6 protein-coding genes are annotated in these 12,562 nt (G+C 73.0%); all 6 read left to right on the top strand.

Annotated features, from left to right (window positions below; translation table 11 throughout):
• Positions 1 to 215 precede the first annotated feature (215 nt).
• The 6 genes from OV207_RS04735 to OV207_RS04710 all read left to right on the top strand — a co-directional run bounded on the left by OV207_RS04735 (position 216) and on the right by OV207_RS04710 (position 12,339).
• A complete protein-coding gene (locus OV207_RS04735; protein ID WP_267552985.1) occupies positions 216 to 2,021 on the top strand; it encodes a PP2C family protein-serine/threonine phosphatase in 1,806 nt (601 codons plus the stop codon).
• 8 nt (positions 2,022 to 2,029) lie between these two features.
• Positions 2,030 to 4,543, top strand: coding sequence for a tetratricopeptide repeat protein (locus tag OV207_RS04730; protein ID WP_267552983.1), 2,514 nt, complete (start codon positions 2,030 to 2,032; stop codon positions 4,541 to 4,543).
• Entirely contained in the window at positions 4,540 to 5,460 is a 921-nt protein-coding gene (locus OV207_RS04725) for a PhnD/SsuA/transferrin family substrate-binding protein (protein WP_420715176.1), read from the top strand. The genes OV207_RS04730 and OV207_RS04725 overlap by 4 nt, the downstream gene beginning before the upstream one ends.
• A gap of 230 nt (positions 5,461 to 5,690) precedes the next feature.
• The gene (locus OV207_RS04720; protein ID WP_267552981.1) at positions 5,691 to 8,264 is read left to right on the top strand and encodes a TonB-dependent receptor plug domain-containing protein; all 2,574 of its coding nucleotides are present in this window, start codon (positions 5,691 to 5,693) and stop codon (positions 8,262 to 8,264) included.
• 8 nt (positions 8,265 to 8,272) lie between these two features.
• A complete protein-coding gene (locus OV207_RS04715) occupies positions 8,273 to 9,118 on the top strand; it encodes a hypothetical protein (RefSeq protein WP_267552979.1) in 846 nt (281 codons plus the stop codon).
• Between the two features lie 5 nt (positions 9,119 to 9,123).
• Complete coding sequence (locus OV207_RS04710; protein ID WP_267552977.1) at positions 9,124 to 12,339, top strand: serine/threonine-protein kinase; 3,216 nt, start codon at positions 9,124 to 9,126, stop codon at positions 12,337 to 12,339.
• The last annotated feature ends 223 nt before the right edge of the window (positions 12,340 to 12,562 follow it).

The following is a 12,562-nucleotide window of genomic DNA, read 5'->3' as shown; positions in this document are numbered from 1 at the left end:
CATCCATCCCCCCCACCGGGCGCCCGGATCCCCCCACGGCCCCACGCTTAGTCCGGGTGGAAGACACGGGGAGCGGCCGGCTGCCCGGTCGGGGAGGGGCAGGGCGGATCCGTTGAAACGGCTGGAAGGTGGGCTCCTCGCGTCAATGAGGAAGTGAGATAGAGTCCGCGCCGCCCCGCCCGTGTATCCCCCCAGCGGGCCTCCCCAGGTGTGCCTTGTCCCGTACGAACACGCGCTTGAACCCCGCGCCTGATGCCCCTGATGCGTCCCCGGACGCGACGGCGGGGGCCACCCCGCCGCCTCCCCCCGAGTACACCGGCACCCATTCCCGGGAGCTGACCGTCCTTCCCGGGGAGCACACGGCCACCCGGATGACGGGGTCGGTGGGGCTGCCGCAGGCGGACGGCACGCACACGCTCATCGCGCCGCTGGAAGCGGGCGAGCTGCCCAACGTGGCGGCCATCCGCGGGCTGCGGTTGGATCAGCTGCTGCTGCTGACCACCGGGGCGCTGGTCATCATCATCGTGGGCCTGCTGGCGGCGCTGTCGGCGAAGACGACGGAGTCGCAGCTCACGGAGGCGTCGGACCGCTTCACGCAGCGGCTGCAGTCCCAGGCGCGCGAGCTGGGCCAGACGGTGAGCCACACCCTGGCGCTCACCTCCGCCACCAGCCTGCGGGACAACAACTACGCGTTCCTCACGGAGGTGGCGCGCTCCATCATCGCGGACAACCGCAACATCCTGCGCGTGCAGATGTTCGACGCGGACTCGCAGCTCGTCGCGGACAGCGACCCGGCCGCGAAGCTGGGCTCCGCCTCCGGGGGCCGCACCGCGGAGCGTCGCTGGGCCAGCGCCTTCTTCAACGGCCAGCCCGTCTTCGAGTTCCAGGAGCCGCTCGACTACGGCGCCCAGGCCGGCAAGGGCGTGGTCGTCATCAGCTATTCGCTGGAGGAGCTGCAGAAGCAGCTGCACGAATTGGAGGAGGCCAACCGCGCCGCGGTGCGCGCCAACACCCTGCGCATCGTGGGCCTGGGCCTGGGCTTCGTGGTGCTGGCGGGCGTGCTGGCCGCGTACCAGAGCCGGCGCATCACCAAGCCGCTGGGCGTGCTCACCCACCGCGTGATGCAGCTGGCCGCCGGTGACCTGGGCGCCCGCGCGGGCACGGCGCCGGGCGCGGGCCGCGAGGTGACGACGCTGGGCGTGGTGTTCAACCACATGGCCGAGCGCATCAAGGTGCTGCTGGAGGACGTGCGCGCCAAGGCACAGCTGGAGCGCGAGGTGTCGCTCGCGCGCACGGTGCAGGAGACGCTGCTGCCCGGCCGCGACGCCGTGACGGTGGGGCCCCTGCGGCTGGCCGGCCTCGTGGTGCCGGCGGACGCGTGCGGCGGCGACTGGTGGTTCCGCGCCGCGCTGGATGACCGGCGCGTCGTCATCGGCATCGGGGACGTGACGGGCCACGGCCTGTCCACGTCACTGGTGGCCACCAGCGCCACCAGCGGCTTCGCGTCCGCCATGACGCTGCGCGAGCCGTCGCAGGTGCACGCGCAGATGCTGATCACCGCGCTCAACGTGACGCTGGCCAACGTGGGCCGGGGCGAGCACCAGATGTCCAGCGCGCTGGCGGTCATCGACGTCTACAACGGGCAGATCGACTACGCGGCGGGCGGACACCCCGCGGCGGCCGTGTTCAACCGGACCACCGGGCAGATGGCCTCCCTGCCGGCGCGCGGCCCGCTGCTGGGCGCGAACGTCGCGTCGGAGTTCACCTCGCGCCAGGCGCAGCTGCGGCCCGGCGACATCGTGGTCTGGTACACGGACGGCCTCACCGAGGCGCGTGACGGCGCCAACCGCCTGTACGGCACGCAGCGGCTGGCCGCCGCGCTCCAGGCCAACGCCCACCTCCCCGCCGACGCCCTGCGCGACGCGCTCCTCGCGGACGTGCGCGCCTTCAGCGCCGGCCAGCCCCAGCGCGACGACATCACCGTCATCGTCGCTGAATTCAGTCCCGCCCCCTCGCCGTGATGAACCGCATGCGCCCATTCCCCCGCTCCCCGCGCCGCGCCTCCACCGCGCTCGTCCTGCTGGCCACGCTGGCCGGCCCGCCGACGGCGCTCGCGCAGTTCCGTCCTCCGCCCGCCACGGAGGCCCAGCGCCTCTCGGAGCAGGGGGAGCAGGCGCTCGTGTCCGCCAACGCCGCCGCCGCCAAGGGCGACAAGAAGGAGGCGGAGGAGAAGTTCCGCCGGGCGCTCCAGCTCTTCGAGCAGGCCCTGGCCCAGGATCCGCAGTCCGTCGCGGCCGCCGCGGGCCTGGGCAGCGCGGCCAACGCGGTCCAGGACTTCCAGCGCACGGCGGCGCGGCTGCAGCCCGTCTTCGCCCAGCACCCCGGGGAGCTGTCGCTGGCGTATCCGCTGGGCACCGCGTACTTCAAGCTGCGCCGCTTCGCCGAAGCGGTGCCGGTGCTGGAGCAGGTGGCGGCGGCGGATCAGCCCGACCACCTCATCGTCCACTACTACCTGGCCAGCTACTACCTGTACGCGCAGGACGGGAACCGGGCGGTGACGCGGCTGCAGCGCTACCTGGCCCTGCGCCCGGAGAAGCTCGCCGGCAACGACTTCCAGATCCATGAGCTGCTGGGCAAGGCGCACCTGCTGCGCCGGGACACGCCCGCCGCGCGCGCCGCCTTCGAGAAGTCCCAGGCGGGCCGCCAGGAGTCCGCGCCCGCGCAGATCGGCCTGGCCGCCGTGCTGGAGATGGAGGGCCGCGTGCCGGAAGCCCGCGCGCTGCTGGAGCGGCTGGTGACGAAGTTCCCGCAGGTCGCGGAGCCGAAGGAGCGCCTCGCGCGCCTGTACCTGTCCGCCGGGGACGTGCCTCGCGCGGAGGCCCAGGCGCTGGCCCTGGTGAAGCTGGGGGGCACGCCCGCCGCGCACCTGCTGCTGGGCGACGTGCGGCTCGCGCAGAAGCAGCCCGCGCAGGCGGAGACCGAGTTCCGCAAGGTGCTGCAACTGCAGCCGGGCCTGCTGATGGGGCAGATCGCGGTGGGCAAGGCGCTCCAGGCGCAGTCGCGTCACGAGGAGGCCATCCAGTTCCTGGAGACGGCGGTGAAGGCCGGCGGCGGCAGCCTGGAGCTGTGGGCGACGCTGGGCTCCGTCAACCGCCGCGCTGGCCGCTTCCAGCGCGCGGTGGAGGTGCACCGGCGCGTGGTGGAGATGGCGCCGCGTCAGGCCCTGGGCTGGATGCTGCTGGGGGCGGATCACTTCGCCACCGGCCAGTGGGATCAGGCCATCGAGGACTACAGCGGCGCGCTCCAGGTGGAGCCCAACCACCCCGGCGCGAAGCAGTGGCTGGCCCGGGCGCTGGCCCACCGCGCCAGGGATCGCGCCGGCACGCAGCGCATGGATGACGCCATGCGGGACCTGCGCCGCGCGTATGACCTGGATCGCTCCGTGCCCATGGCCCGCCGCCTGGGCGCGGTGCTGCTGGACAGCCGTCAGTTCGCGGAGGCCCGCAAGGTGATGGAGGGCGCGGTGACGCTGCCGGGCGCGACCTGGCGCGAGCACCTGCTGTTGGGCTACGCCCGGCTGGGCAGCGGGGACGCGCAGGCCGCGCTCGCCGCGTTCACCCAGTCCGCTGAAGCCACGCAGGAGCCGGATCAGCGCGCGGAGGCGTCCGCGGGCGCCGCGCTCGCGGAGGTGGAGCTGGGCCAGGTGGACGCCGCGGTGCAGCGGCTGTCGGACGCGGGTCCGTCCAAGTCCGCCGCGAAGGTGGCGGAGGCGAACCTGCCGCGCGTGCTGGTGCGCCGGGCCCTGGCGAAGCTGGAGGCCGGTGACGCCGCCGCGGCCCACCGCGACCTGGACGCGGTGGACCGGGTGGGCACGGGCAAGCGCACGGACCTGGCGAAGCTCGCGACCTTCGCCCGGGCGCTCGCGCGCGCGGAGGAGGGGAGGTTCGCGGAGGCCTCGTCCGGGCTGAAGCGCGCGCTCACCCCCGCGCCGGCCTGGGCCTGGCCCAACACGCGGGCCCTCGCGGAGTCGTGGGTGCTGTACCGCCAGGGCAAGGTGGCGCCGGCGCGCAAGCTGCTCACCACCGCCCAGAAGAAGCCCATGCCCGGGCAGCCCCGCTGGATGGGGGCCCTCACCGGCGCGCTGCTGCGCCGCGAGGCGGCCATCGCGTATTCCTCCGGGAACATGAAGGCGTCGCAGAAGGCGCTGAAGGCCGCGCTCGCCGCGACGCCCGACGACGCGCTCGTGCAGCACAACCTGGCGTGCGTGGACTGGCGCCAGGGGAACACGTCCGGCGCGCTGGCGACGTGGAAGCGCCTGGAGCCGAGCGTGGCCGTCGCCGCGCTCAACCTGGGCATCGACGCGCAGGAGCGCCGCCACGAGCCCGCGGAGGCCGTGGAGGCCTGGCGCCGCTACCTGGCGGCGGGCGCGGGCCCCCGCGCCGCCCAGGTGCGGGAGTGGAAGGATCGCCTGCAGGGACTCTACGGTCTGGGGGACGCCTCGGGCGCCGCCCCGGCCGGGGTCACCGCGGAGGAGACGCCGTGAAGACGCCATCCGTTGTCGCGCACCGCGGCCTCATGCTCGCCGCCGTGCTGTTGCTGAGTGCCTCCCCCGCGTCCGCGGCGCCGAAGAAGGCGACCCTGGGCGTGTTCCTCGCCACCACGCTGTCGGACGGTCAGGAGCGCTTCCAGTACGCCGAAGCGCTCGCCCAGAAGCTGGAGTCGGGCCTGGGCCGCCCCGTCGCCGCCCGCAGCTTCGGCCGCTACGAGGACTTCTCCAAGGCGGTGGGGGAGGGGCTCATCGACTTCGCCGTGGTGGACGCGTGGGCCGCGGTCCAACTGGGCGCCAAGGCCCAGCCCGTGGCGTACGCGCCGCGCGCCGGTGAGACGCAGCAGCGCTGGGCCATCATCTCCACCCAGAAGGGCTCCGTGAAGGACCTGGCCGGCAAGCGCATGGCGCTGGTCAAGGGCGCGGGCCCCGCGGATCCGAAGTTCGTCTCCCACGTCGTCCTGGGCGGCGACCTGGATGCCCAGAAGCACTTCAAGCTGGTGCCGGTGCCCAACGTGGAGTCGGCGGTGAAGATGCTGGAGGCCCGGGGCGCGGAGGCCGCGCTCGTGCCGGTGACGCATGCTCCCAAGGATCTGCGCGTGCTGTTCCGCAGCGGCCGGGTGCCGGGCGCGGTGCTGGTGGAACTCAAGGGCGCGGGCGACACGCTCTCCCAGTCCCTGTCCGCCGTGGGCGCGGTGGCCCCCTTCGACGCCTTCACGGCCATTCCGGGTCGCGAGTTCGAGGACTTCCGCAGGCTCGTGACGCAGGGCCCGCCGCGCCGCCAGCCCGTGTTCGCGGACGCGCCCGAGCTGCGCGTGGAGACCCCGGTGCTCGTGCAATCCGAGTCCCTGGGCCCCGCGCTGCCGCCGTTCACGGAGGACCTGGCCGTCTCCTCCGAACAGCCGGACGACTGAACCTGGAAGGACTGATCCGTGAGCGTACCTGGGGACGACTCACGGGATTTGCCTGCATCGGAGGCCACGACTTGGCCCCGGTCGAAGGACTGCGGTAGCGTCCCGTCTTGAGCGCTATCGTTCAGGGTTGGAAGTTCGCCCGTTGGAACGATTGTCAGGCGCATCGGCTTTGAACCGGGGCGTACAGGACCGTTGAAGGCGCTCTGCTTTCCCTCGTGGAATTGAGATCGATGGACTCGACTGGGTACTTTGGGCCGCAAAACCATGCGGCGAAGAAGGTTTTGGGTCGTCGGAGCGCACGGGTGTCGCTGTCCCTGCTGCTGTGCGCCTTCGCATGGCTGTCGCCGGGGCTTGGTCGGGCCCAGGATGAAGCGGAGTCCGCGCCAAAGACGCGGACGAAGCCCGCGCGCAAGCGCGTCACGCCCGCCACGCCCCGGACGCCGCGCGCCGCGAAGCCGCGCAAGGGGACGAAGCCCGCGCCCGTGACGCCGCCGGCCGCTCCGGACACGGGGCCGTTGGTGGACGACCCGTTCGTGACCAGCGATCCCGCGACCCCGGTGGCGGATCCCCCCGCCGCGACGGCGACGACCCCCGCGCTGCCGCCGCCGCTGCCGGTCGCCACCCCGGGCTCGCCCTACGACGGCCCCTCCACCAGCGGGCCGCTGTCCCTGGACGCGCCCACCACCCCGCCGCCCGCGGACGCCTCCGCGGGGAGCGTTCCGCTGCCGCCCGCGCAGCCGCTGAGCAACAACAACGTCCCCGACCGCGCCCCCTTCACGGAGCCCAGCCCGGATCGCGCCATGCCGCCGCCCTCGGGGCTCGCGGGCCTGGACGGGCCGGATCCGCTGGCCGTGGACGCGCTGGAGGAGTCCGTCAGCCGCGTGCTGAGCGAGGCGGTGGTGACGACGGCGTCCAAGCGCCGCCAGCGCATCGCGGACGTGCCCCTGACGGTGTCGTGGATCCCCGCGGAGGAGCTGGAAGGCACCGGCCAGTTCTCGCTCTGTGAAGCCATCCAGTACTTCCCCGGCATGGAGTGCCGCCGGGGCTCCATGCGCAAGGCGGCGGTGAGCGCGCGCGGCCTGGGCTCCAACTACCTGTCCAACCGCCTGCTGCTGCTGAAGGACGGCCGCCCGCTGACGGACCCCTGGACGGGCCAGTTCTACGCGGACGAAACGACGCCCATGACGAACCTCAAGCAGGTGGAGGTCATCCGCGGCCCCGGTTCGTCGCTCTACGGCTCCAACGCCTTCAGCGGCGTCATCAACATCATCGAACGGCAGCCCTCGGACCTCATCCCCAAGGGGCAGAACATGGGCGCGGACGCGCGCGTCCTCGCGGGCCAGGACAAGACGTGGCGGCTGCAGAGCACCGTGGCCGGCCGGGGCGGGCCCGTGGAGGCGCTGCTGGGCTACTACGGCTTCGGTTCGGACGGCCCCCAGCTCTTCAATGATCCGCGCGTGGGCCAGGTGGACGACAACGAGGACTCGCTGGTGCACCAGGTCAACGGCAAGGTGCGCGTGGGCCCGCTGGCGCTGGACGCGGACTTCACCGACGCGAACATCGGCCGTCCGGGTGGCCAGAACATCTCCACCGTGGGCAACTGCGGCCGCTGCCACTACACGGCGCAGGACAACGAGCACGTGCAGAACCTGAACACCTCCATCCAGGTGGATCAGCAGCTGAACGACAAGGTGCGCGTGTTCGCCCAGGGCTACGCCTTCTTCAAGCGCCGCGACGTGGCGCTGGAGAACCAGGTCACGGGCGCGCTGGAGTCCGCGCTGGGCAAGCGCCGCCGGCTGGGCGGCGAGGCCCGGGCGCACTTCTCGCTGGATCGCCTGTCGCTCACCGTCGGTGGCGACGTGAAGGCCGATCAGGTGAACAACCAGAACATCCTCTCCGGCCTGGGCCTGGACGACACGAAGCAGACCATCCTGGGCGGCTTCGTGGACGCGGAGTACCGCATCACGGACCGGCTGGTGGTGGGCGCGGGCGCCCGCTACGACCGCTACCAGATCCCCGAGCGCGTGTGGACGGCGCGCAGCGATCAGGTCTCCCCGCGCGCCAGCGTCGTGTTCCACGCCATCCCGGAGCTGCTCACGCTGCGCACCAACTACGGCCGCGCCTTCCGCGCGCCCACCCTGGCGGAGCTGGCCATCAACCAGCAGATGTACGCCGCGACGCTGCTGGGCAACCCGGGCCTGCGCGCGGAGACGCTGGACACGGTGGAGGCCGCGGTGGACTTCTGGCCCCTGGAGCGCAAGGTGCGCCTGACGGGCACGGCCTTCTTCAACCGCGCCAACAACTTCATCAACCAGGAGCTGCTCTTCGGCTCCACGTCGCAGTTCAAGAACCTGGGCGACGCGCGGGTGGCGGGCTTCGAGGCCGAGGCCGCGGCGCAGGTGCCGGCCCTCAACTCGTCCTTCGACGTGGCCTACCAGTTCCTGGACGCCCGGGCCCTGCCCGCGGACGGCGGCCCGGACTACACCCTGGACTACGCGCCCAGCCACCGCATCTACGCGCGCGGCCGGACCAACATCGGCAAGGTCGCGTTCGTGGAGATCTACGGCCTGTTCGTGGGCCCGCGCTTCGACCCGGGCTTCGTCGTGGACGAGCTCACCGGCACCACCCAGCGCGTGCGGCTGCCCAGCTACATCACGGCCTCGGCGCGCGTGGGCTTCCAGGTGCACGAGCGCGTGGCGGTCTCGCTGCTGGGCACCAACCTCTTCAACGCCAGCTATGAGGAGTCGCACGGCTTCCCGGCGCCTCCCCAGGGCCTCTTCACCGAAATCCGGCTGCGTTACTAGTAGGCCCCTTGGAAACCGCGACGCCTTCGAAGACCCCCCTGTTGGAGCTGACTCCGGACGAGTCGCTGACGCCGGCCGCGCTGGAGCGGGCGGCGGGGGCGCTCGCCCGGGATGGGCTCCTGCTGCGGCATGGGGTGGCCCACACGCCGCGCCTGGTGCTGTTCGACGGGCGGCTGGGCGCCGCGCAGGTGCCCCTGCTGGAGCGTGAGCCGGCCGCGCTGCTGCTGGCGACCCGGGAGCCGGACGGGGAGCCTTCCGCCTGGGAGGTGGCGCTGCTGTCCTCGCTGCTCCGGGGCTCGAGCCTGCTGCCGCTCCAGGTCCGGACCGGGCGCGCGCGGCTGACGAAGGTGGCGCAGGTGGGGCCGGCGTGCGAGGCGGCCTCGGAGGCGGTGCTGGAGGCGGGTGGTTCGCGGGTGGCGGCGGGGCTCGTGGCGGACGTGGCGCATGAGCTCGCGGCGAACGCGCTCCTGGACGCGCCGGTGGACGAGGCCGGGGTGCCCCGGTACGCGCACCGGCGGGACCAGGTGCGGGAAGTGGCGCCCGAGGATGCGTGTCTGCTGGAGTGGGGCGTGGGGGAGGGGAGGGCCTGGGTGCAGGGCGTGGATCGCTTCGGACGGCTGAAGGCGTCGCCGTTGATCCGGGTGCTGCGTTCGTGGGGTGGCAAGGCCCAGGTGGATGCTTCCGGGGGAGGGGCGGGGCTGGGGCTCCGCCGCATCCTGGAGCACAGCGATGCGGTGGCGGTGCGGGTGGTCCCGGGACGCGCGACGGAGTTCGCGTGCGCCGTGGACCTGGGGGAGGCGCGTCGCAGGGCCGCGCATCCCAAGTCCCTGCTGTTCTGTCTGGAGCGAGGGTAAGGCGGGTGGAGAGCCAAACTTCCAATGCCGGCATCAACACCGTGCGCGTGGGGAACCTTCTCCACGTCCGGGTGTCCGGCGTCATCGACGAGACGTTCCCCCTGTCCTCGTCCACCAAGGGCCTCAGCGGCCTGCTCGTGGTGGACCTGGGCCTGCTGGAGCGCATCAGCTCGTTCGGCGTGCGACGGTGGATCGAATTCGTCGGGCACCCGCCGCAGGGCGTGGCGGGGCTGTACGTCATCAACGCGCCGCCCATCGTGGTGGATCAGCTCAACATGGTGGAGGGCTTCGCGGGCGTCGCGCGCGTGCTCTCCCTGCTGGCGCCCTACACCTGCCGCTTCTGCAAGGAGGACCGGCTGCGGCTGGTCAACCTGGTGGACGAGGCCAAGGCCCTGGAGCAGGGCGGGGCGCCCGAGCACCACTGCCCCGTGTGCGCCCAGCCGCTGGAGTTCGCGGACGAGCCCACGGAGTTCTTCGACTTCGCGCGCCGCCAGCAGTTCTCCACGGTGGACCCCGCGGTGCTGCGCTACCTGCGCGCGAGCACGCCGTCGGAGTCGTCCGAGCTCTCCTCGCACCTGAAGATCGTCCAGGACGACATCACCTTCATCACGCTGGCCTCCACCCTCAAGGGCGACCTCAACGTGCGCCGGCTGGCGGCGGGCCTGGAGGGGCGCGTCGCGTTCGACTGCTGCCACGTGACGAAGGCGGAGCCGGAGGCGCTGGCCCGCTTCGAACAGGTGCTGGAGGTCGCGGCGCAGGGCGCCCAGGTGGTGCTCTCCCGCGTGCCGCCGCCCATGCTGGGGCTGCTGGCGCGCTCCGCCAAGACGCTGCCGGTGAGGCTGGCCACGCTGTGGCTGCCGTGCGACTGCCGCAACTGCGGGCAGGTGTACCACCAGCGCATCCAGGCCGCCGAGTACCTGGAGGCCCTGCGCAACAAGGGCAACCTGGACCGCGTGTGCCCTGTCTGCGGCGGGACGGCGCGCGCTCCGGCGCTGACGCAGTTCCAGGGGTTGCTCGCGCGCCTGACGCTGACGGAGCGGGCGCTGGACGACATTGAAGCGCTGGAGCAGCGCGCGCTCAGCCAGTACCTGTTCGGCTCCACGAACATCGACCCCGCGTCGATGAAGCACAGCTCGCCCACGGACCTCCACGCCCAGAGCGCGCGGGTGCAGATCATCCGCCGGCTGGGGCAGGGCGGCATGGCGGAGGTGTTCCTCGCCAAGCAGCAGGGCGCGAAGGGCTTCGAGAAGTACGTGGTGATGAAGAAGATCCTCGCGCAGTTCGCGGAGAACCCCGAGTTCGTCGACATGCTCTTCGCGGAGGCGCGCGCCAACGCCCGCCTCACGCACCCCAACGTCGTGCAGACCTTCGACGTGGGCGTGACGGACGGCGTGGCGTACATCCTGATGGAGTACGTGCGCGGCCCGGACCTCAAGCGCCTGCTCACGGAGCTGCGCCGCAAGGGCATGGCGCTGCCGCTGGAGCACGCGCTGCGCATCGTGGCGGAGGTGGCCGCGGGCCTGCACTACGCGCACAGCTACGTGGATCCGTCCGGCACCGCGCACCCGGTGGTGCACCGCGACGTCAGCCCCCACAACGTCCTCATCTCGCTGGACGGCGCCATCAAGCTCAGCGACTTCGGCATCGCCAAGGTGCAGGGCGAGGAGCACACGCAGGCGGGCGTCATCAAGGGGAAGATCTCCTACCTGTCCCCGGAGGCCGCCAGCGGCCGGCCGCTGGACTGGCGCAACGACGTCTTCGCGCTGGGCGTCGTCCTCTTCGAGCTGCTCACCGGCCAGCTGCCGTTCCGCCGGGACCATGACGCGGCCACGCTCGCGGCCATCGTGCGCGAACCGGCGCCGGTGCCCTCGCAGCTCAAGCCGCACATCCCGCAGGACGTGTCCGACCTCATCCTCCGGGCCCTGGTGAAGGACCCGGCGCGGCGCACGCCCTCCGCGGCGGCGATGCGCGAGGAGATCGAAGCGGTCATCGTGCACCACCGGCTGAGCTCCTCGCCCGCGTCGGTGGCGCAGTTCTTCAAGGAGGCCCTGGGGGACCGGCTCGCGGAGTACGCGCCGTCCACCAGCGGCACGGGCTCCCACCCCAAGCCGCTCGTGCCCGGCACCGGCTCCCACCCGCGCTCGCCGGCCCCGGGCTCCCATTCGGGCGCCAGCCACAGCGGCATGCGCGCTCCGGCGGACATCTCGCGGCCGCCGGTGAAGGGCGCCTCGGGCAGCATGCCCCGGATGGATCCAGGCGAGCCGCGGCCGCCTCCCCCGCCTCCCCCGCCCCCCATGGCGCCGCCCCCGGTGGCGTCGGACCGGGAGCGCGACCACACCGAGGTCGTCTCGCTGTCGTCCTCGGACATCCGCGCGGTCCCCGTGGTGCCGCCGGTGCCCCCGGCGCGCGCGGCCCCGAGCGCGCCTCCGCCTCCCGCCGTCGCGCCGGTCTCCGCGCTGCCGCCGCCCACCGCGGTGCGCTCGGCCGCCGCCGCGGCGGTGCCCACGCGGGTGGCCCCCATGCCCGCCGCCCCGGCGCGTCCGTCGGTGGCGGTGCCCTCGGTGGCGTCCGTCGCGCCCCCGCAGGCGCCCGTGGCCGCGGCCCAGCCGCCGCGCTCCAGCGCGGAGCACGCGTCCCCCGGTCCGTCGAGGCCGGGGACGGGCCGCATCGTGGCGCCGGTGCCTCCGATTGCCCCCGAGCCCGCGAAGCCGGTGGCCCCGAAGCCGGTGGCTCCGCCCGTCGTCGCGGCGACCGCGCCCGGCGCGACGCCCGCGCCGGCCTCCCGCCTGCGCACGCCGCTGCTCATCGGCGCCGGTGTCCTGCTGGTGGGCGCGTTGGCCGCCGTGGTGCTCATCCCTTCCGGGGGCGTGGAGATCCTCAACGCCCAGGAAGGCGAGCGCGTCTACGTGGGCGGCGTCCGCCTGGAAGCGGATCGCACCCTCCCGCCCGGCGCCTCCTCCGGTTCGATGCTGGTGGCCACCGCGGTGGACGGCCAGCTGCACCGCTTCGGCAAGGTCATGCAGTCTGAACGCATCGACCTGCGCACGCTCGCGGACGCGGCCCCGCCCCCCGGCAGCACCGGCACCTTGAGCATCACCGGCTCCTCCGGCTGCCGGGTCGCGTTTGGGGAAGCAGCCCCTGGAGGGGACCACGCCGCTGGCCAGCGCCCTGCCCGCGGGCCGCGAGTTCGAAGTGCGCGTCTCCTGCGGCGGAAAGCCTGACCTCGTGCGCTGGGTCATGGCGGTCCCCGGACAGGGCGTCGCACTCGACGTCCCCTGAGCCGTGCTCCTCACTCCATCCGGCGCCCGCCGGATGGATTTTGAGAAGATGTGATTATGCGCTCGTTGAAGGATTTTACGAGGGCGGGTAACCTCCATGTTCTGCGCTGACCCACCCCCCGGGTCACGCAAACAGGCGAATTCGCGGAGGGAAACCACAGTGACG

Source organism: Corallococcus sp. BB11-1, assembly GCF_026626625.1.
In the GTDB taxonomy this organism is placed as follows: Bacteria; Myxococcota; Myxococcia; order Myxococcales; family Myxococcaceae; genus Corallococcus; species Corallococcus soli.
The sequence above is the reverse complement of the archived record's forward strand: the minus strand, read 5'-3'. Positions and strand labels throughout refer to the sequence as shown.